This is a genomic window from Oceanococcus atlanticus, assembly GCF_002088235.1.
In the GTDB taxonomy this organism is placed as follows: Bacteria; Pseudomonadota; Gammaproteobacteria; order Nevskiales; family Oceanococcaceae; genus Oceanococcus; species Oceanococcus atlanticus.
The window spans coordinates 137,144-157,576 of the sequence record NZ_AQQV01000004.1 but is presented as its reverse complement, the minus strand read 5'-3'; the positions used below and the strand labels follow the sequence as shown (position 1 = coordinate 157,576).

The window sequence follows — 20,433 nt, the reverse complement described above, 5'->3', positions numbered from 1 at the left end:
ACGATGACCCGAGCGATACCTGAATCCGAGCGCCTGATATTCGCCCTGGATGTGCCCGATGCATCCGCCGCGATCAAACTCGTCAACGAACTGGGCGACACCGTCACGTTCTACAAGCTCGGCCTCGAACTGGCCATGAGCGACGACTACTGGCGGCTCATCGATTTCCTGCTGGAACGCGGCAAGAAGGTCTTTGCCGACCTCAAGTTTTTCGATATCCCGGCCACCACGGCCAGCGCGGTGCGTCAGCTGTCCGAGCGCGGGGTGCATCTGTGCACCGTGCACGGCAATCAGGGCATCATGCAGGCGGCAGCCGAAGCGCGCACCGGTGCGCTTAAGGTCCTCGCCGTAACCGCTCTGACCAGCCTGGATCGCGGCGATCTGGATGATCTGGGTTTCGACTGCGATGTCGAACAGTTGGTCTTGTCGCGCGCCAAGCGCGCCTTCGAAAGCGGCTGCGACGGCATCGTCTCGTCCGGTATGGAAGTGGCTGCGGTTCGCGCCAGCGGACTGGACAAACTGATTGTGGTCACCCCCGGCATTCGCCCGGTTGACAACCGACCAACGGATGACCAGAAACGGGTGCTCTCGCCCACCGATGCCATCCAGCTGGGCTCCGACTATCTGGTGGTGGGGCGGCCGATTCGCAACGCTTCCGATCCGCGCGCCGCTGCGGCGGCCATTCAGTATGAAATTTCCCAGGCGCTCAGCGCCTGACTGTGGCTGACACCATGAAGAATGATTTGCTGCTGCGGGCCCTGCAACGTCAGGCCGTGGAGCGCACGCCGGTGTGGATGATGCGCCAGGCCGGGCGCTATCTGCCGGAGTACCGTGCAACACGCGAAAGCGTGAACGGGTTCATGGGTCTGTGCCAGAACCCGGAACTGGCCTGCGAGGTCACGCTGCAACCGCTGCGCCGCTATGCGCTGGACGCGGCCATCCTGTTTTCCGACATCCTGACCGTGCCGGATGCGATGGGCCTGGGCCTGTACTTCAGCGCCGGCGAAGGCCCCAAATTCGAGCGTACGGTGCGCAGCGCGGCCGAAATCGATGCCCTGCCGCTGCCCGATCCGCACAAGGATCTGGGTTACGTGATGCAGGCGGTCAGCACCATCCGCCGAGAACTGAATGGCCAGGTGCCGTTGATCGGTTTTGCCGGCAGTCCATGGACCTTGGCCACCTACATGGTTGAAGGCGGCTCGTCGAAAACCTTCGGCACGATCAAAGCCCTGCTGTACACCGACCCGGCAGCCCTGGAGCGCCTGCTCAACAAGCTGGCTGATGCGGTGGCCGCCTATCTCAATGCCCAGATCGAAGCCGGCGCCCAGGCCCTGATGATCTTCGACACCTGGGGTGGCGTGCTGGCCCATCAGGCCTATCTGGATTTCTCCCTGGCGGCCGGGCAACGCATCCTGGAACAGCTGCAGCGCGAACGCGACGGACACAAGATTCCGGTGGTCTGGTTTACCAAGAACGGGGCCGGCTGGCTGGAACAGCAAGCCGATGCCGGTTTCGATGCGCTGGGTCTGGACTGGACCGTCAATCTGGCCGAGGCGCGACGCCGCGTCGGGCATCGCGTGGCGCTGCAAGGCAACCTGGACCCCTCGGTACTGCTCGGCAGCGAACAGATGATCCGTCAGCAGGTTCAGCGTGTACTTGGCGAATTCGGTCCGGGTGACGGCCATGTCTTCAACCTTGGCCACGGCATCACCCCCGAAGTCTCGCCACACAATGCGGGTGTCATGATTGACGCCGTGCACGAGTTCAGCCCCGCTTTTCACCGCTAACCCCGTAACAGGGACACCCCATGCTTGCCAAACTCTCCCGCCGGTTACTTATCATATCGGCTGCGCTGACGGCGGCGCCCGGCCTTGCTGAAGAAGGCTTGTGGACCCTGGACAACCTGCCCCGCAAAGCGCTGGCTGATGGGTACAATTTCGCGCCGGATCAGGCCTGGGTCGACAAACTCCAGCGTGCATCAGTGCGGCTGGCCGGCGGTTGCTCCGGGGCTTTCGTGTCCAACCAGGGGCTGGTGCTCACCAATCACCACTGCGTCAGCCGCTGCATCGCGCAGCTGTCCAGCCGTCAGGACAACCTGCTGGAAAAGGGTTTCGTAGCCCACAAGCGCGAAGACGAAGCGATCTGCCCGGAGATCGAGCTCAATCAGCTGGAAAGCATCACCGACGTCACCGGTGAGGTTGAAAAACCCGCCGAGGGGCTGTCCGACGCGCAAGCCAAGACCGCGCGCAAAGCGGCCATGGCCAGTCTGGAGTCAAACTGCGCACAGGGCGACGCCAACCAGCGCTGCGATGTGGTCAGCCTCTACGAAGGCGGCCGCTATCATCTTTACCGCTACCGGCGTTATCAGGACGTGCGCCTGGTGTTTGCCCCGGAAACGGCGATTGCCGCCTTTGGTGGTGATCCAGACAACTTCAGCTTCCCGCGTTATGCGCTCGACATGGCGCTGCTGCGCGCCTACCGCGACGGCCAGGCGGTCGAGCCCGAGGCATACTTCTCGATCAAGCCGGATGGCGCAGCGCAGGACGAACTGGTTTTCGTCACCGGTCATCCGGGCTCAACTCAGCGCAGCTACACGGTGGCCCAACTCACCGCATTGCGTGATGTGGTGCTGCCGCAGCGACTGACCTATCTGGCGGAACTGCGCGGCGTGCTGCGCCAGTTCATGCGCCAGGGCAGCGAGCAGACACGCATGGCGCAACGCGAATACTTCGCCATCGAAAACGCGCTCAAAGCCTACCGCGGGCGTCATGCCGCGCTCAGCGAAAGCGGCTTCATCCAGGCGGCCATGGCGCACGAAAACGCGCTGCGCGAGCGCGTGGCCGAGCACCGCCAGCTGCGCAAGACACCCACACCCGAGGCCTGGACCAAGATCGCCCAGGCGCAGGAGGTGTGGCGTGACATCTACACCGAATATTCCCTGCTCGAGAGCCTGCGCGGGTATCAGTCCGACCTGCTCTCCATCGCACGTCACCTGGTTCGCGCCGCGCAGGAACGCAGCAAGCCCAACGCAGAGCGTCTGCATGAATACACCGATGCCGCCCTGCCCCAGCTCACCCAGCGCCTGTTTTCCGCCGCCCCCATCCATGCCGAGCTGGAGATCCTGACGCTGGACTGGAGCCTGGAAAAGCTGCGCGAACAACTTGGACCAGACCACCCCGCCGTGGTCCAAAGTCTGGGCAATCAGTCACCGCGTGAACTGGCGCGCAGCCTGATCGAAAATACCCAGCTGAACGAGCTGGCCGTGCGCAAAGAACTTTGGGATGGTGGCGCCGCCGCCATTGCCGCCAGCAACGACCCGCTGATTGCCTTTGTGCGGCGTATCGACAGCAGCGCACGCGCTGTGCGAGCCCGTGTCGAGCGCGAAGTTGAAGCGGTGGTCGAAGCCAATGCCACACTGATCAGCCGCGCACGCTTTGAACTGGACGGCACCAACAGCTACCCGGACGTCACCTTCAGCCTGCGCCTGAGCTACGGCCAGGTCAAAGGCTGGAAAGAGGCTGGTCAGGACATCTTTCCGACCACCACGGTGGGCGGTCTGATTGCCCGCTCCACCGCCCAACCGCCGTTTGCCCTGCCGGCACTGTGGATCGACCGGCTGGCCGAGATCGACCTCGCCACCCCATTCAACTTCGTCACCACCCACGACATTATCGGAGGGAACTCGGGCAGTCCGATGCTCAATCGCCAGGGCCAGCTGGTGGGGCTGATCTTCGACGGCAACCTGCATTCCCTGGGCGGCGCCTACGCCTATGATGGCCGCTACAACCGCGCCGTGGCCGTGCACCCGGCGATCATGCAGCAGGCCCTGAGCGCGGTGTATCAGGCTCAGTCGTTGGTCGACGAGCTGTTCCCCGCGCTATGAGCCGTCATCCGCGCGAGGCCATCTGCAACTGGGCGCGCAAGACCGACATCGAGCACGCCTATCACGATGATGAATGGGGCGTGCCGGTCACCGATGATCGCAAGCTGTTCGAGTTCGTGATATTGGAAGGCGCGCAGGCCGGTCTGTCGTGGCTGACCATACTGCGCCGACGAGAAGGCTACCGACGGATCTTTCACGACTTTGACCCGCTGCGTGTTGCTCGCATGAGCGAGCAGGAACAAAGCGCCGCGCTGAGCGATGCCGGCATCATTCGCAACCGGGCCAAGGTACGCTCCGCAGTCAACAACGCGCAGGCGTTTCTCCGTGTGCAGGAAGAATTCGGCAGCTTCGCCCGCTACATTTGGGGGTTCGTCGACGGGCAACCGGTGCAGGGGCAGCGCCAGAGCATGAGTGACATCCCGGCGACCACTGCCTTGTCCGACAGCGTCGCCAAGGACCTCAAAGCACGCGGTTTCAGCTTCATGGGCTCGACCATTGTCTACGCCCACATGCAGGCCACCGGCATGGTTAACGACCACATTCTGAGTTGCCCCTGTCATGCCGAGGCCCAGCAACACGCGTTGCAACTGACGCTGGACTGATTATTCCAGCCGGCGGTACAGCGAGCGCACGCTGATACCGGCGATCTGCGCGGCGCGCGCCTTGTCACCCTGGCAGTGATCAAGCAACTGCTTGAGGTAGCGTCGTTCCTGGGTGTGCAAATCCACCCACGCAGCCTCTTCGTTGGCATGGTCACGGATTTCTGGCGCCTCACCGAGGCTGCGCTGCAGCACCTCATCGTCAATCAGCAATTCACGCGCGAAAATCGTGGCCCGCTCCAGAATGTTGCGCAGCTCACGCACATTGCCACTGAAAGCCAGCGCCTGCAGCCGGGCCAGCGCTCTGTCGCTCAGACGGTAGGTCCGCCCGGGGTGCAGCTTGTCGAGGATTGAGCGGGCCAGCAGCGGAATATCTTCGCGACGCTTGCGCAGAGGCGGCAGGATGATCGGAAAGGCATTGATGCGGAAGTACAGATCCTCGCGAAAGGCACCGCGCTGCACCTGCTCGCGTAGATCCTTGTGGGTGGCGCAGACCAGACGGAAATCTGCCCGCCTAAGCTGGGTATCCCCTACCGCGCGGTAGGTCCCGGTTTCCAGCAGACGCAGCAGCTTGACCTGCATGCCCACCGGCACGTCACCGATCTCATCGAGGAACAACGTGCCGCCCTGAGCCAACTCGAGCAGGCCACGCTTGTTGCTCACCGCGCCGGTGAAAGCGCCTTTGACATGACCGAAAAGCTCGCTCTCGAACAGCGTTTCGGTCAATCCGGCACATTCCACCGTGACCATGCTCTTGTGTGCGCGCAAGCTCGCTTCATGAATGGCGCTGGCGGCCAGTTCCTTGCCCGTGCCGGTTTCACCCAGCAGCAGCACCGAGGTTTCATGCGCGGCCACCAGATTGATCATTTCCAGCATCTGGTTGAACGCCGCACTGCGGCCCACCATGCGCGTGGCATTGGCCTGGGCGCTGGCTATGGGCACCGGTTTGAGGACCTCGACGAAGTAGCGTGCCACGCCGGCGTCGTCGAGCAAGGGCACCATCTCCACATCAATGTGCTCGCGACCACGGGGACTGTTGTGAATATGCAGCACCCGTTCGCGCCCCGCACTGCGCTTGCACGCCGCCATCGGGCAGCTCTCCCCGGCCTGATCGCAGGGATGCGCATAGCCGTGGGAGACTTCGTAGCAACGCGCAGACGGGGGCACGTCACCGAAGCGTTCGACATAACGACGATTGCTCGCGAGCACACGGTAATCGGCGCCCAGCAAGATGGCCGGGTACTCAATGACATCCAGCAAGGCGCGGGGCGGCAATGGTTCGGGCTTCATAGGTCTTGTCGATTCTGTCAGGGGCATTGACAGTTTCGACAATTCCAAGCCGTAAAGATAGCTTGATTTATTTTCTGTAATTTCAGAAAATATTGAATATTGTTTTATGTCAGTGTGTTATCGCCGAATTGAGCGCCCAACCAAGACTGGCACACGGATTGCTCTGAGCTTGCTGCTGTCCACGCCATTACAGGACATGTTCCATGGATCCCTTCGTACTCGCCCGCATTCAGTTTGCCACCAACATCAGCTTCCACATCCTGTTCCCGGCCATCACCATTGGTCTGGCCTGGATGCTGCTGTTCTTCCGTATCCGTTTTACCCAGACGGGCGACAAAGCCTGGGAATACGCCTATTTCTTCTGGGTCAAAATCTTCGCCCTGACTTTTGCCATGGGCGTGGTCAGCGGCATCACCATGAGCTTCCAGTTCGGCACCAACTGGCCGGGCTTCATGGAAAAGGCCGGCAACGTTGCCGGACCACTGCTGGGCTACGAAGTGCTGAGCGCATTTTTTCTTGAGGCCTCGTTTCTCGGCATCATGCTGTTCGGCAAGGATCGGGTGTCCAACCGCCTGCACTTGCTGAGCACTTTTCTGGTCGCCTTCGGCACCACCTTGTCGGCTTTCTGGATTCTCTCACTGAACTCATGGATGCAAACGCCTGCGGGTATCCAGATGGTTGACGGCGTGGTCATGGTCGAAGACTGGTGGGCGGTGATCTTCAACCCCTCATTCCCCTACCGCTTCTTCCACATGTTGATCGCCTCGTTCCTCACTGCCGCTTTCCTCATTGCCGGGGTCAGCGCCTGGCGGGCGCGCAGCGGTGTCGACGGCCCGGCCACCTGGAAAGTCATGCGCGCCGGCGTCGGCGTGGCGGCCATTTTAGCCCCGCTGCAGATCTTCATCGGTGATCTGCATGGTCTCAACACGCTGGAACATCAGCCGGCCAAGGTGGCCGCGATGGAAGCGGTGTGGGAGACCGAATCCGCAGTGCCGTTCAACCTGATTGCGTTTCCCGATGAACAGGCGCGCGAGAACCGCCTGGCCATTCAGATCCCCTACGCTGCCAGCCTGATCCTGACCCATGATCCGCAAGGTGAAGTTCAGGGCCTGAACGAATTTGTAGGCGAACATCCGCCAGTCGCCATGGTGTTCTGGTCATTCCGCGTGATGCTGGCCATTGGTGGACTGATGGTGCTGGTCAGCTGGTGGGCCAGCTGGCAGTTGCGCGGGGGGCGCGAGCCACATCGGGTGCTGCTGCTCACACTGTCCGCCATGACCTTCTCCGGCTGGATCGCCGTGCTGGCAGGCTGGTATGTCACCGAAATCGGCCGTCAGCCCTGGATCGTGCAGGACCTCATCAGCGTGCAGGAGGTCGTGGCTGACCACGCCAGCGCCACCATGACCGGCACGCTGCTTGGCTATGTGCTGCTCTACGCCTTCCTGCTGGTCAGCTACATCGGCGCGATGCGACATATGGCAACCAAGCCGGCCGCATCACAGGCGCTCGGTCCGGTGACCTTCACCACACAGCCCTCGGCCCAGCACTAAAGGAACGCACTATGGAATTCTGGCTTCCCATCATCTACATGGCCGCCATGGGCCTGGCCTTGCTGATCTACGTGATCCTCGATGGCTACGACCTCGGCGTAGGCATCCTGCTGCCACTGGCCGAGGAGTCCGAAAAGGACACCATGATCGCCTCCATTGGCCCCTTCTGGGATGCCAATGAGACCTGGATCGTGCTCGGTGTGGGCATACTGCTGATCGCCTTTCCGCTGGCCCACGGCATCGTGCTCACCCATCTGTACCTGCCCGTCACCATCATGCTGATGGGTCTGATCCTGCGTGGCGTGGCCTTTGATCTCAGGGTCAAAGCCGGCGATCACCGCCGTGCCCTGTGGAATCGGGCGTTCTTTGCCGGCTCGCTGATCAGTGCGATGGCCCAGGGCTGGATGCTCGGCGCCTACGTCACCGGTCTGCGTGACGGCACCACCAGCGTGCTGTTTTCCGTGCTCATCGCACTCACCCTGCCCGCGCTTTATGTGGTCCTGGGCTGCGGCTGGCTCAACATGAAAACCGAAGGCACGCTGCAACGTAAAAGCCACCTGTGGGGCGGGCGTGCAATCTGGCCCATGGGCCTGGGCCTGGGCCTGATCTCCATCGCCACCCCGCTGGTCAGCCCGGCCATTGCAGCCAAATGGTTCAGCCTGCCCAATGCACTGTGGCTGGCACCCATTCCATTGGTCACGCTGGCCAGCTTCGTCGGCATCGTGCTGACCCTGCGCACATCCAGTGAACAGCAGGCCGCCCAGCCGTGGCGTGTTTTCGGGCTGACCGTGCTGATCTGCCTGATGGCCAGTCTGGGGCTGGCTTACAGCCTGTTCCCCCACATCATCATCGGGCAGATGACGATCTGGGAAGCCTCCGCCTCGGTCAGCTCGCTGCTCTTCACCCTGGTTGGCGTGGCCCTGACCCTGCCCATGATTCTCGCCTACACCTTCGTGGTCTATCGCATTTTCCACGGTAAGGCGACGGCGCTCAGCTACGACTAGATCCAAGGAGATTCCATGTCGCGCATCCACGACGTGCTCATCGTCGGCGGCGGAGCCGCCGGCATCGCCACTGCGGCGAGCCTGAAAAAACGCCAGCCCGGGCTCGATATCGGCATCATCGACCCGGCCGACGTGCATTACTACCAGCCGGGCTGGACTCTGGTCGGCGGCGGCGTGTTCACCCCCGAGCAGACCGCCCGCGACATGGACACGCTGATCCCATCCGGCATCCGGCGCATCAAGGCCAGCGTGGTCGCGTTCGAGCCAGAAAGCAACGCGGTGGTCACCGACAGCCAGGAACGCCTGAACTACAAACGGCTGGTGGTGGCCCCGGGCCTTACGCTCAACTGGGACGGCATCGAAGGCCTGAGCGACACCCTGGGCAAGAACGGGGTGACCTCCAACTACCGATACGACCTGGCGCCCTATACCTGGGAACTGGTGCAGGCGCTCAAGGGTGGCCGCGCCATCTTCACCCAGCCGCCCATGCCCATCAAATGTGCCGGCGCGCCGCAGAAGGCCATGTATCTGTCCTGCGATCACTGGTTGCGCCAGGGCGTGCTGCAGGACATTCAGGTGGACTTCTGCAACGCTGGCGGCGTCCTGTTCGGGGTGGCCGATTATGTGCCCGCGCTGATGCAGTACGTCGACAAGTACGCCATCAATCTCAACTTCAACCACACCCTGACACGCATCGATGGGGGCGCCAAAACCGCCTGGTTCAATACCACCAATGAGAACGGCGACGCCATCGAAACAAGCCGCACATTCGACATGATTCACGTCTGCCCGCCACAGCAGGCACCGGCGTTCATTCGTGACAGCGCGCTGGCCGACAGCGCAGGCTGGGTCGATGTCGACCAAAGCACCCTGCGCCACAAACACTTCGACAACATCTGGGCCCTGGGCGATGTGATGAACGCACCGAATGCCAAAACCGCCGCTGCGGCCCGCAAGCAGGCGCCGATCGTGGCCAACAACATCATGGCCGACATCCACGGCAACAACCGCGGCATCGCACACTACGACGGCTACGGCTCATGTCCGCTGACGGTCGAGCGCGGCAAGATCGTACTCGCCGAATTCGGCTATGGCGGCAAGCTGTTGCCGAGTTTCCCCAGCTGGTTTCTGGACGGTCGCAAACCCCCCCGCCGCGCCTGGTTTTTGAAAGAAACCCTGCTGCCGCCAATCTACTGGAGCGGCATGCTCAAGGGCCGCGAGTGGCTGGTCAAACCGGTGGCCGAAGACGCTCCCTGAACGGCTTTCTCATCACCTAGGCATAAAAAAAACCCGGGGTGCTCGCCACCCCGGGTTGGTAATGCAAAGTACGGCTACGCTTAGCCGAGCAGCTCTTCCACCGCGGCACGCTCTTCGCGCAGTTCCTGCTCGGTGGCGTCCATGCGGGCCTGACTGAATGCGTTGATCTCCAGCCCCTGCACCACGGTGTAATCACCGTTTTCACACACACACGGGTAGGAGTAGACGATGCCTTCGGCCACGCCGTAGCTGCCGTCGGAGGCTACGCCCATCGACACCCAGCCACCATTGCTGCCCAGCGCCCAGCTGCGCATGTGATCAACGGCAGCGGATGCGGCCGATGCGGCCGAGGAGGCGCCGCGCGCCTTGATGATGGCTGCGCCACGCTGCTGCACCACCGGAATGAAGTCGTTTTCGTACCAGGCCTGATCAACCAGACCCAGCGCAGCCTCACCCGCCACCGTGGCATGGTGCAGGTCAGGGTACTGGGTCGCGCTGTGGTTACCCCACACGATCATCTTGTCGATGTCGGTGGTGTGCTTGCCGGTTTTTTCGGCCAGCTGGCTGAGAGCGCGGTTGTGGTCCAGACGCATCATGGCGGTGAACTGACGCGGGTTGAGATCCGGCGCGTTCTCACGCGCAATCAGCGCATTGGTGTTGGCCGGGTTGCCGACAACCAGCACCTTGACGTCACGGCTGGCGTGATCATTCAGTGCCTTGCCCTGAACCGAGAAGATCTGGGCATTGGCCTGCAGCAGGTCCTTGCGCTCCATGCCCGGGCCGCGCGGACGGGCGCCGACCAGCAGCGCGTAATCAGCATCCTTGAAGGCTACGTTGGGATCATCGGTGGCAACGATGCCGTGCACCAGCGGGAACGCACAGTCATTCAGTTCCATGACCACGCCTTCCAGGGCGCCCATGGCCGGCGGAATTTCCAGCAGCTGCAGAATGACCGGCTGGTCCGGACCGAGCATGTCACCCGAGGCGATACGGAACGCCAGGGAATAGGCAATCTGGCCGGCGCCACCTGTGATGGCTACACGTACCGGTGCTTTCATAATCCACTCCTGTTGAAACTGTGGTGGCCCGTCAGGCCGCGAAAAGACGGCGGATTATAGCGAACTCACCCTCACCCGACCACGCGCTACTCCGGCGGCAGGGTAAAGCGGAAACGAGCACCATCACCGGCGCTGGACTCGACCCGGATGGTGCCGCCGTGACGCTCGATGATCTTGCGCACCGTGGCCAGACCCATGCCGGTACCGGCGGTGTCCGGATCCAGGCGGCGAAACACCTCAAAGATCTGCTGATGGTGCTCGGGCGCAATACCGATACCGTTGTCGGCCACACAGAATTCCCACAGCCCACGCTGCCAGCGTGCACTGATGTGCACCTGCGGCGGAACCTGCGGGCGCGCGAATTTGAGGGCATTGTCGATCAGCTGCACGAAGATCTGCCGAATCTGTTCGGGGTCGGCCAGGATGCTGGGCAAATCGGTGGTGGTGATGTCGGCACCCTGCGCGCGAATGCTGGCATCCAGCTGCTGTCGCACCTCATCAATCACCGCACTCACCGAAACCGTACGACGCTCCAGCTCACCACCCCGCATCTGCTCGGCGTAAGCGACCAGATCATCCAGCAACGCCTGCATCCGCTTGACCCCGCTGACCGCCTGCTGGGCCAACTCGTGACCGCTCTCGCCCAGGGCGTCTTTGTAGCGCCGCGCGATCAGCTGCACCGAGCCACCAATCCCGCGCAATGGCTCACGCAGGTCATGACTGGCCAGGAAGGCAAAGCGTTTGAGTTCTTCGTTGCTGCGCAGCAGGTCCGCGTTGCTTTCGCGCAGATTCTGCTCAGCCTGACGCCGCGCGGTGATGTCCTGAACCTGGGCAATAAAGTGCTCCAGCTCGCCATCGTCGCGCCAGATTGGGGCCAGGTTGATGAGCAACCACAGGACCTGCCCATCGACCCGCTGAAAGCTCAATTCACGTTCGCGCACGTCATCATGTCGGCCGATCAGGGCCGTCACATCCTGCAACAGCTGATCATGCGCATCGCCGCCAACACGGGCGAACAGATTGCTGCCCAGCAGCTCCGACACCCAGCAGCCCAGCATTTCCGCCAGCGAACGGTTGGCTTCCACAACCTGCCCGTCGGCGGCCAGCAGCGCCTTGCCGATGGGCGAATAATCGAAAGCCCCGTGATAACGCTTTTCGCTCGCCTTGAGCGCGCGCGAAGCGTCCACTTCCAGCGTCACATCGTGACCGCTGATCACGATCACCTCACTGCTCTCATCCTCGCGGATACGCACGCCGCTGAGCTGCACGCGGCGCCAGCGCTGATCAGGCCCCAGACGCAGCTCGCAGACCTGGCGCTCGTGCACACGCTGAAAACCCTGCAGCCAGCTTGCCAGTATGCGCTGATCCTGCGGGTGACACAGGCTCTGCAAAGGTTGATCGATCAGCTGTTCAGCGCGACCGCGCCCCCACAGCCGTGCAGCCGGGTTGAGATAGCGGATCTGACCGGCCAGATCGATCACGCCAAGCACATCCTGGGCGTTCTCGACCAGGGCACGATACAGCGGCAGAAAAGGGGTTTGCTGAGCCACGGCGCGGGGGAGGCAAATTCGGCTTCAAGCATACCCAGTTTTCGCCGCGCGCTGGCAAACGGCGTCGGCGCTCAGCGGCGCGCGGGCAACAACGTCAGTACCGCCTGCGATGCGCGGAGGCGAACACGCTTGTTGCGCTGGGTATGGCCGTGGACAACCTCGACCGCGCCTCGCGGCAAACCCAGTTGAGCGGCCAGCAGACGCTCCACCGCCTGATTGGCCTTGCCCCGGTCGGGGGCGGCGGTGACGCTGATTTTAAGCCGCCCCTCGTGCCAGCCGTTGATGGCATTTCGCGAGGCCTTGGGCGAGACTCTTACCTCAAGCATCACTTCTTTTTGCGAGTTTTCAGACATTCATGCACAACTTCATCTGGCACAACCCGCGTTGCTCGAAAAGCCGGCAGACCCTGCAGCTGATCCAGGACGCGGGCATTGACATCGACATCGTCGAATACCTCAGCATCGCGCCCACTGTCGAACAACTGGGCGCGGCCTGCCAGGGCCTTGGGCTCAAGCCCAGCGCGATCATCCGCAGCAAGGAAGAGCAATTCAAGACGTTGGGCCTGTCGCTCAAAGATGAGCGCAGCGACGAACAATGGCTGAGCATCCTGGCGGACAACCCCAAGCTGATCGAGCGGCCGATCGTGTGCATCAACGGACGTTATGCACTGGGTCGACCACCCGAAAACGTTCAGGAACTGTTCTGATCCGGCTCACGTTTGCGCCGTTCGCCACGGCTCAGCAGACGCCGACCACGCTGCCCGGCCAGGCGGTTGACCAGTGAAATCGCGGCGTACACGTTGTCGCTGGTGAAATCATGCACCCCGCGCACCACTCGGGACGTGTCGCGGGTGGCCGGAATGGCCTCGAAAATGTCGAACGGAATGGCGGCGATGCCGCGATGAACGGCGCGCACGGCTGCCGTACCGCTGTCGATAGAGCTCTCCGTCACGCTTTGCCACTGGGCCAGGCGCTCGTTGGCTTCACGCATGCGTTGCGCCTCCGCACGCACCGCCGCCGTTCGGGCCAGCTGGGCCGCCAGCGCATTGATGTGCACATTGGTCCGCCACAGGCACAGCCCGGCCAGCACGCTCAAGACCAGGCACAACAGCGACAGCAGCGCGATCACTAAGCGCCCCGGTGCAGCGTTACCTGAGCCTGCACGCCCCACTTGGCAACTTCGCGATGGATGTTCTTGACCGCCTGGTCATACACGATGCGCCGGATCAGCGGCGCTGCCACGCTGCCAAAGCGATCGGCAAACCAGGACTGGCTGGCCGCCACCTCCATCGGATTGAGTATGTCCATGACGATCACGGTGCGCTTGCCGCGCCCCAGCAACTCATCCAGATCCAGCGACTGATCCTGGGGGACCTGGCGCAGCACTTTCAGCTCGGTATCGAGCAAAGCATTCAAGCGTGACAGCACCGCCAGGCGCCACAGCACCACGCCCAGTACAAGCAGATTCAGCGCCAGCAGCGCGACCAGCACAGCATTCATCAACACACCCCACAACGGTAGCGGGCAAAGTTTAGTCCACAGCAGCCCCAGCTGTCCCGACGAACGGCGCTTGCCTAATGAACAATGTTCATATAATTTCTGAACAACGCTCATTTAAGGAGATGCACATGCCCAGCCTGTGGAAACGCATGGAACAGATGCTGACGGCAAACAGCCATGCCCGTCTGGACCAGCTGGAAAACCCGGCACACATGAGTCAACAGATACTGCGCGACCTCGATGACGAGCTCGACGGTCTGCGCAAGCAGTTGCTCGCCTCGGTCAGCCGCGAACGCAAAATCAACGCCAGCCTCGGTGTTCTGCGCAAACAGTCCGAGGCGCACGATCAGCGCGCCCGTCAGACCCTGAGCGACGGCAATGAGGCCAACGCGCGCCATCATCTCAACCTCAAACTCAAACTTGAGCGCGAGATCGAGCAGTTGCAGCAGCTGTGCCAACAGCAGTCATGCTGGACCACCAGCCTGCGCGAGGAACGCGCCCATCTGCTGCGCGAACGCGAGGAACTGGGCAGCCAGGCCCGCGTGATTTCCCTGCGCAAAGCCTTGCAGATGGATGGCACGGACGTGTCTGGCGATCTGTACAGCAAATCCGTCCGGCGGCGTGAGCGCATGGCCCGCTATAGCGAACGGGTGGACGGCGGTCTGGACGAGCTGATCAGCGCCCAGGCGCTGCGCGCCGAAGAACTGGGCCAGGCTCAGGCAAGCGATGACCTGGCTCTGGAGGATGCGCTGAGCGCACTCAAACGTGATCTGGATCAGGAGAACGCGGCATGAACAGCCCATTTCAGAACGACAACTACGACGGCCTCAAGCTGGATTCACCCGGCTGGGTGTTCTTCGTCAAGACCTCATTCGGCTGCGCCCTGCTGGGCATGCTAGCCGGGGTGGTGATGATGCCGGTGGACCTGTGGATGCGCGGCTACATCGTTATGGGCACGCTGTTTCTGGTCGGTTCCAGCTTTACCCTAGCCAAAACCATGCGCGACCAGTTCGAATCCAACAAGATGATCAATCGCCTGTCGCAGGCGCGGGCCGAAAAGCTGCTCGAGGAATACCACCGCGAGTAGCCCATGCCGCACCACAACGCAGCCCTCCTCGCGAGGGCTTTTTTATGCCTATTTGAGAAAGCCGTCGACCAAGCGGTCGGTGAGCGCACCAAAGTCGGTGACACCACTCCAGTTCAGCTTGTTTGATTCGGCCAGCACCGCCACACCGTGAACGCCTGACCACAAGGCCGCTGCCTCGCACCGCAAGGTATCGGCATCAGCCTCGGGCGCCAAACATTGCAGGCGCTGCTGGACCAGACCGAACAAGCGCTGCACCTTCATCTGGTTGGCCTTGGGCACCTCGCTGCCAGCTGGCAAGCGATGCTCGAACAACAGCTGCCAGCGGTTCGGATGGCGCTGGGCAAAGCGCACGTAAACGCGGGCCGCAGCGCGTATCGCCTCAGCCGGGTCGTTCAGCGTTTCGGTTTCATCCAACAAGGCGCTGTAGATGGCGTCCGCTGTGCGCTCGTTGAGCACGGTAAACAACTCATCCTGATTCTTGAACAGCAGATACAGCTGGCCCACCGTGTAACCGATGGCACGCGCAACCTTGCGCATGGAAAAACCAGCCATGCCTTCACGCACGATGAGCAGCTCAGCCGCACTCAGCACCATCTCGCGCAGCTGCTCGCGCGTGTGATCGTTGCGTCGCCCCATCAGGGCCGATGCCGCAACGCTGCGACAGCCTCACGCAAACCATCTGCGGTTGCCTGCTCGGGCGCAACCGGCGTGCCCACATCCAGATGAATGCGCGACCAGAAGCGGCGCGGCAGACTGCCCATCGCGGCGCCACGGGCCCGCGAGAAGAAACTGCCCCAAAGTCCCGACAAGGCCATCGGCACCACCGGTACGGCGCGCCGCTCCAGAATCCGCGCGACCCCGCCCTTGAACTCGCCAATCTGACCATCTGCGGTCAAACCACCTTCCGGGAACACGCACACCAGATTGCCTTCGCCCAGCTCCCGGTCGATCTCATCCATGGCCTTGGCCAGCAGCGCTTCATCCTCTTTGGCCGGTGCGATGGGAATGGCTTTGACGGTGCGGAAAAACCAGCTGAGTACAGGGATGTCGAAAATCCGGTGGTACATCACGAAACGCACCGGACGCCGCACACAGCCGCCCAGCACCAGAGCATCGACAAAGCTGACGTGGTTACACACCAGTATGGCCGGGCCTTCCTCGGGAATCCGCTCAAGGCCGTTTTTCTTCATCCGATACAAGGTGTGAACCAGTATCCAGGCGACAAATCGAACCAGGAATTCCGGCACCAGACCGTAGATGAAGGCGGCCACGGCAAGGTTCATCAGAGCGGTCACCGCGAACAGCTGGGGAATGCTCAGCCCGGCCGCCAGAGACCCGGCGGCAACAATCGCCGATAGCACCATCAGCAACGCATTGAGGATGTTATTGCCAGCGATCACGCGTGAGCGGTGCGCCGGACTGGCGCGCATCTGAATCAGTGCATACAGCGGCACGATATACAGGCCACCAAACGCCCCCAACAGCACCACATCGACGATGACCCGCCAGGCCCCGGGCTGGCCCAGAAAGGCTGCAGCGCCGATCAACTCGCCACTGACCGGCGCGCCGACCGCAAAATACATGTCCAGCGCAAACACCGTCAGCCCAATCGAACCGAACGGCACCAGGCCAATCTCAACCTTGCCGCCGGAAAGTTTCTCGCAGGCCAGCGAACCAACCCCGATACCCAGCGAGAACAAGGTCAGCAACAGGGTCACGACCTGCTCGTTGCCGCCCAGCGTCAGCCGCGTGTAGTTAGGCAGCTGGGTCAGGTAGATCGCCCCGAAGAACCAGAACCAGGACACCCCGAGACAGGCCAGAAACACGGTACGGTCGCTGCGCAGGAATTTCAGGTTGGCCCAGGTTTCGGCCAGTGGATTGCGGCTGATGCGCAGCTTGGCGTCAGCCGGCTCGGCCTCGGGCACGCCGCGACTGGCCACATAACCCACGCAGGCCAGCACCACCACCGTCCCCGCAACCCAGTGCGTGCCAACCTCGTCAATGCCGATCAGCAGGCCACCCAGCAAAGTGCCAACCAGAATCGCCACGAAGGTGCCCATCTCGACCATGCCATTGCCGCCGACCAGCTCTTCGGGCTTGAGATGCTGCGGCAGGATGCCGTACTTGACCGGCCCGAATAGCGACGACTGCGCCCCCATCAGAAACAGCAAGGCCATCAGGGCGGTGATGTTGCGGGTCACCAGGGCGACCGCCGCCATGCACATGATGGCGATCTCCATCAGCTTGATACCGCGAATCAGCCGCGACTTCTCATACTTGTCGGCGATCTGGCCAGCTGTTGCCGAGAACAGAAAGAACGGCAGGATGAACAGCGCAGCAGCCAGATTGATCAGCGTGTTGGAGGTGGATGGATCACCCAGCTGAAAGGCGATCAGGATGATCAAGGCGTTCTTGTAGACGTTGTCGTTGAACGCGCCGAAGAATTGGGTCAGGAAAAAGGGTCCGAAGCGCTTTTCCCCGACCAGTCGGAACTGACTGCTCATGACCACCCCTGCGGAGGCTTAAATGAATGGTGTTTATTTAAGCCCAGAGAGCACACAAATGCAAGCCCGTACGCTCAGGCCGCTTCGTTGTTGTGAGCCTCGGCCCCGGCTGCGCTGAGCGCATCGTTCTCGGCAATCAGATCCTCACCGCTGAGCTGTGTGGCATTGCGCCCGCCCAGGAAGGTGGCCAAGCCGGCCTTTTCATAATGCTGCTTGATGCGGTCACTCATCAGCCCGATGTATTCAAGGTTGGGGATCAGCCGCTGGAACATGACCTGACGAAACGCCTTCATGCCCGGCGCTTCGCTGACCACCTCGTTCCAGTCACGCAGCGACAGGCGCGCGCCGCCGCCAAACCACTCGTGATAGATCTCATGGCTCATGAAACGGTTGCGCATCAGCAAAGCCAGCTCAAACGCCCAGTCTTCGCGTTCGCGCCGCTCGCGCGGGCTCAGATGCTCGGTGATCTGTTCGCGCAAGGCGAGCACGCCGTAGTGCACATGCCGCGCTTCATCCTGGATCACGTAACGCAGCAAATTTTTCAGCAGGGGCTCGCGGGTGTAGTTGTACATGGTTGAAAACGCCCCCAGCGCAAGGCCCTCAACCATGATCTGCATGCCCAGAAACTTCACATCCCAGCGCGAGTCGGTCAGCAGATCGTCAAGAATCACGAACAGGTTGTCGTTGACCTGATACACCTTGTTCATCTTGCTATCGAGATAGCGGTAGAAGACTTCAAGATGGCGCCCCTCGTCCATCACCTGGGTGGCGCCATAAAATTTGCCGTCCAGCCACTGCACGCTTTCGGTGACCTGCGCCGCAGCGTACAGCGCACCCTGTTCGCCGTGCATGAACTGCGCCAGGGTCCAGGCCGCCATGTCGGCCTGAAAACGCTGTTTCTCCTGCGCATTGAAACGCACGCCCTTGGCCGCAAGACCTTCAAATGGTGCGTATTCCTCCGGCAGGATGCAGTTTTCCGGATTCATCGGATCAACATCGGTGCTCCAGTCCAGATCACGCTCGCCATCCCACTGATTGGCCACGGCGCGCCGGTACAGCTCCCACATTTCGGGAAAATCGGTGCCGTAGTTCAGGTCAAAATGCACAGCATGGCCGCTGTGCATCTTGACCGCGTCGCTGCCCTTGCCCTTTTTCATGACCATGCCGCGCATGGCCGAGGGGGCCATGGACATGGCCACCTTGGGGTTCTTGATCGACAGCATCAGACCAATATTGTCCAGCGTATTGGTCACGCTGTTGCGCATACCCATGGGCATGCCGTCGAGCATCTTGTCCATTGCGCTCATGCGGTGTCTCCTTTTTGCTGCTGTGTAATTTGCTGCAGGAACTGTCTCAGGCGGCGCTCATGCAGCAGAGCGAAGGCCCGGTTGATGTTGGGAATGATCCGGTCCAGCACGCGCCCCAGCTCGTCGTCGTCCATGTCGTTCAAGCGCGCGGTGAAAATGTCGATCTCACTGGCCAGCAGAACATCAACCGCGCGTTGAATCGAAGCCATATCGGCCGGACCAAAGCCGCGCTCCGGGGTCAGGCCCTCATTGCGCATGGCGGCCCAGATTCGCACCAGCTCCTCATCGGCAGGACCGAGCGAGCCATCATCATTGACAAAGCCCAGTTCGCGCGCGGCCTGCTGCTCTTCATCGGTCAGCCCCAGCTCGCTGGCCACCGCGCTGAAACGCTTGCGCACCTCGCCGACATGTCCGGCCGCCTCACGCCGACGCAGCACCTCGAACTGACGCAATTGCTGCGCGGAAAACTGGTCCGCGCCGTGACCATCGAGCACCGCGCGTATGGCCTTCAAAGGCAAGTAATGCTGTTCCTGCAGCGCACGGATGTAGCGCACCCGGCTGACATGTTCCTGCGAGTACCAGGCCATGTTGCGCGAGGTCCGCCGCGGCTCGGGCAACAGCCCTTCATTAATGTAATAGCGGATCGCCTCGCGGCTGGCGCCTGTCTGGGCCACCAGATCCTTCATGCGCAAACCGCTCACGCGTCAATCTCCACAGGCCCCAGGGCATAGGCTGAACAGGCCAGGGTGTAGCCCGCAGCACGCTCGCTATCGGACAGACAGTTCGGCTCATCCATCAGCGTTTCACCCTTGATCACACGCAGCTTGCACGCCGCACAGCCACCCACCGTGCAGGAATAATCCACAGCCACGCCGTGAGCCAAGGCGGCATCGAGTATCGACTGCCCGGGTGCCTGCACAACGGATTGGCCGCTGCGCGCAAAATGCACGGTCTGCGGCGCGCCAGGGTGAGCCTGAACGGCGCGCGCGGCTGGCGTGAAGGCTTCACTCTGCACCGCCTCGGCCGACATCCCCATCCCGAGCAGCGTCTCGCGGAGGCCCTGCATCATGGCCTGCGGCCCGCACAGATAGGCTCGGGTATCTGACCCCAACGTAACGAGCCCGGCCAGCTTCTGATCGTTAAGGCGCCCACACGGCCCATCCCAGCCGGCCTGCGGGCGGCTCAGCACGTGCGTCAGCTGAAAGCTGCCGTGCTGCCGGGTCAAAGCTTCGAGGCGATCGGAAAACATGATCGATTGCTGATCGCGGTTGGCATAAATCAGCTGAACAGCGCGCTGTGGATCACGCGCCAGTGCCGTCTCAATCAGACTCATGATCGGGGTAATCCCACACCCCGCTGCAATGAACAGCAAGGGGCCCGGCGCATCATCCAGCGTGAAGCTGCCGCTGGGGCCGCGCACACTGTACTCATCGCCTACAGCCAGCTCATCACACACAAAGGCAGATACGCGGCCGCCGTCCACCCGCTTGCAGGCAAACCACAGCGCTCTCGCCCCCTCAGCGACGCAGATCGAGTAGGGGCGCCGCTGTGTCTGACCGTCGATGTCAAAGCAGTGGGTGAGATATTGCCCGGCGCGATAGATCCAGTCTCCGCCATCCACAGGCTCGATACACACACGCACCGCAGACTCGGTTTCGCGTTCGATGCACACCACCCGCACACGCCGATCCGGCGAGGGCATGACCGCGGCCCAGCGAGAAGATGCGCGCGAACTGCGCTGAATCGTTGGGGCAGTCTGGGTCGGCTTACGTCCTAACAATCGCTTGAGCATGCGTAACCACGTAGTGCGTACCTTTACTACGCACATTGCGCGCTAATCTGACA

21 protein-coding genes are annotated in these 20,433 nt (G+C 62.0%); 10 read left to right on the top strand and 11 right to left on the bottom strand.

Going from position 1 to position 20,433, the window contains the following annotated elements; all coding sequences use genetic code 11:
• Positions 1-3: 3 nt before the first annotated feature.
• From pyrF to ATO7_RS15105, 4 genes are read left to right on the top strand one after another with little or no spacing between them, the layout of a single operon-like run.
• Positions 4-717, top strand: a complete 714-nt coding sequence (pyrF, locus tag ATO7_RS15120; protein WP_083563206.1) for an orotidine-5'-phosphate decarboxylase — start codon at positions 4-6, stop codon at positions 715-717.
• A gap of 14 nt (positions 718-731) precedes the next feature.
• Complete coding sequence (gene hemE, locus ATO7_RS15115) at positions 732-1,787, top strand: uroporphyrinogen decarboxylase (protein ID WP_083563292.1); 1,056 nt, start codon at positions 732-734, stop codon at positions 1,785-1,787.
• Positions 1,788-1,807: 20 nt separating this feature from the next.
• Positions 1,808-3,883 (top strand): S46 family peptidase, encoded by a 2,076-nt coding sequence (locus ATO7_RS15110; RefSeq protein WP_083563204.1) that lies wholly within the window; start codon positions 1,808-1,810, stop codon positions 3,881-3,883.
• The gene (locus ATO7_RS15105; protein ID WP_083563202.1) at positions 3,880-4,485 is read left to right on the top strand and encodes a DNA-3-methyladenine glycosylase I; all 606 of its coding nucleotides are present in this window, start codon (positions 3,880-3,882) and stop codon (positions 4,483-4,485) included. Before ATO7_RS15110 ends, ATO7_RS15105 begins: the two co-directional genes overlap by 4 nt.
• On the opposite strand, the gene ATO7_RS15100 is transcribed toward ATO7_RS15105, so the two are convergent.
• Complete coding sequence (locus ATO7_RS15100) at positions 4,486-5,772, bottom strand: sigma-54 interaction domain-containing protein (protein ID WP_146680388.1); 1,287 nt, start codon at positions 5,770-5,772, stop codon at positions 4,486-4,488.
• 203 nt (positions 5,773-5,975) lie between these two features.
• Between ATO7_RS15100 and ATO7_RS15095 the strand changes: the two genes are divergently transcribed.
• The 3 genes from ATO7_RS15095 to ATO7_RS15085 are packed head-to-tail and all read left to right on the top strand — an operon-like array spanning position 5,976 to position 9,583.
• Entirely contained in the window at positions 5,976-7,322 is a 1,347-nt protein-coding gene (locus ATO7_RS15095) for a cytochrome ubiquinol oxidase subunit I (RefSeq protein ID WP_083563198.1), read from the top strand.
• 11 nt (positions 7,323-7,333) lie between these two features.
• Positions 7,334-8,326 carry a cytochrome d ubiquinol oxidase subunit II gene (locus ATO7_RS15090; RefSeq protein ID WP_083563196.1) on the top strand — a complete coding sequence of 331 codons (993 nt, stop codon included), beginning with the start codon at positions 7,334-7,336 and terminating at the stop codon, positions 8,324-8,326.
• A 15-nt stretch (positions 8,327-8,341) separates the two neighbouring features.
• The gene (locus ATO7_RS15085; protein ID WP_083563194.1) at positions 8,342-9,583 is read left to right on the top strand and encodes an NAD(P)/FAD-dependent oxidoreductase; all 1,242 of its coding nucleotides are present in this window, start codon (positions 8,342-8,344) and stop codon (positions 9,581-9,583) included.
• Between the two features lie 80 nt (positions 9,584-9,663).
• Here the strand turns inward: ATO7_RS15085 and ATO7_RS15080 are convergent, their stop codons facing one another.
• The 3 genes from ATO7_RS15080 to ATO7_RS15070 all read right to left on the bottom strand — a co-directional run bounded on the left by ATO7_RS15080 (position 9,664) and on the right by ATO7_RS15070 (position 12,517).
• Complete coding sequence (locus ATO7_RS15080) at positions 9,664-10,641, bottom strand: malate dehydrogenase (RefSeq protein ID WP_083563192.1); 978 nt, start codon at positions 10,639-10,641, stop codon at positions 9,664-9,666.
• An 86-nt stretch (positions 10,642-10,727) separates the two neighbouring features.
• A complete protein-coding gene (locus tag ATO7_RS15075) occupies positions 10,728-12,191 on the bottom strand; it encodes a sensor histidine kinase (RefSeq protein ID WP_083563190.1) in 1,464 nt (487 codons plus the stop codon).
• A 71-nt stretch (positions 12,192-12,262) separates the two neighbouring features.
• Positions 12,263-12,517, bottom strand: a complete 255-nt coding sequence (locus ATO7_RS15070) for a DUF167 domain-containing protein (RefSeq protein WP_083563291.1) — start codon at positions 12,515-12,517, stop codon at positions 12,263-12,265.
• A 29-nt stretch (positions 12,518-12,546) separates the two neighbouring features.
• On the opposite strand from ATO7_RS15070, the gene arsC reads away from it, so the two are divergent.
• Positions 12,547-12,897: an arsenate reductase (glutaredoxin) gene (gene arsC, locus ATO7_RS15065; RefSeq protein WP_083563188.1), complete on the top strand. Its 351-nt coding sequence runs from the start codon at positions 12,547-12,549 to the stop codon at positions 12,895-12,897.
• Here the strand turns inward: arsC and ATO7_RS15060 are convergent.
• Together ATO7_RS15060 and ATO7_RS15055 are read right to left on the bottom strand one after the other, a co-directional pair.
• Positions 12,882-13,319, bottom strand: a complete 438-nt coding sequence (locus tag ATO7_RS15060; protein WP_083563186.1) for a hypothetical protein — start codon at positions 13,317-13,319, stop codon at positions 12,882-12,884. The two genes, arsC and ATO7_RS15060, sit on opposite strands and share 16 nt — an antisense overlap.
• Positions 13,319-13,690 carry a hypothetical protein gene (locus tag ATO7_RS15055; RefSeq protein WP_083563185.1) on the bottom strand — a complete coding sequence of 124 codons (372 nt, stop codon included), beginning with the start codon at positions 13,688-13,690 and terminating at the stop codon, positions 13,319-13,321. The genes ATO7_RS15060 and ATO7_RS15055 overlap by 1 nt, the downstream gene beginning before the upstream one ends.
• A gap of 128 nt (positions 13,691-13,818) precedes the next feature.
• Between ATO7_RS15055 and ATO7_RS15050 the strand changes: the two genes are divergently transcribed.
• Complete coding sequence (locus tag ATO7_RS15050; protein WP_158523231.1) at positions 13,819-14,484, top strand: PspA/IM30 family protein; 666 nt, start codon at positions 13,819-13,821, stop codon at positions 14,482-14,484.
• Positions 14,481-14,777: a YiaA/YiaB family inner membrane protein gene (locus tag ATO7_RS15045; RefSeq protein ID WP_083563181.1), complete on the top strand. Its 297-nt coding sequence runs from the start codon at positions 14,481-14,483 to the stop codon at positions 14,775-14,777. Before ATO7_RS15050 ends, ATO7_RS15045 begins: the two co-directional genes overlap by 4 nt.
• Positions 14,778-14,825: 48 nt before the next feature.
• Here ATO7_RS15045 and ATO7_RS15040 read toward each other — a convergent pair whose 3' ends face one another.
• From ATO7_RS15040 to ATO7_RS15020, 5 genes are all read right to left on the bottom strand, one after another.
• Positions 14,826-15,413, bottom strand: coding sequence for a TetR/AcrR family transcriptional regulator (locus tag ATO7_RS15040; protein ID WP_083563179.1), 588 nt, complete (start codon positions 15,411-15,413; stop codon positions 14,826-14,828).
• On the bottom strand, positions 15,413-17,281 hold the full coding sequence (locus ATO7_RS15035) for an MFS transporter (RefSeq protein ID WP_083563177.1): 1,869 nt from the start codon (positions 17,279-17,281) through the stop codon (positions 15,413-15,415). Before ATO7_RS15035 ends, ATO7_RS15040 begins: the two co-directional genes overlap by 1 nt.
• 74 nt (positions 17,282-17,355) lie before the next feature.
• Positions 17,356-18,588 carry a ferritin-like domain-containing protein gene (locus ATO7_RS15030; RefSeq protein ID WP_083563174.1) on the bottom strand — a complete coding sequence of 411 codons (1,233 nt, stop codon included), beginning with the start codon at positions 18,586-18,588 and terminating at the stop codon, positions 17,356-17,358.
• Entirely contained in the window at positions 18,585-19,289 is a 705-nt protein-coding gene (locus tag ATO7_RS15025; protein WP_083563172.1) for a MerR family transcriptional regulator, read from the bottom strand. The genes ATO7_RS15030 and ATO7_RS15025 overlap by 4 nt, the downstream gene beginning before the upstream one ends.
• On the bottom strand, positions 19,286-20,290 hold the full coding sequence (locus tag ATO7_RS15020; protein WP_206044950.1) for a ferredoxin--NADP reductase: 1,005 nt from the start codon (positions 20,288-20,290) through the stop codon (positions 19,286-19,288). The genes ATO7_RS15025 and ATO7_RS15020 overlap by 4 nt, the downstream gene beginning before the upstream one ends.
• Positions 20,291-20,433 lie beyond the last annotated feature (143 nt).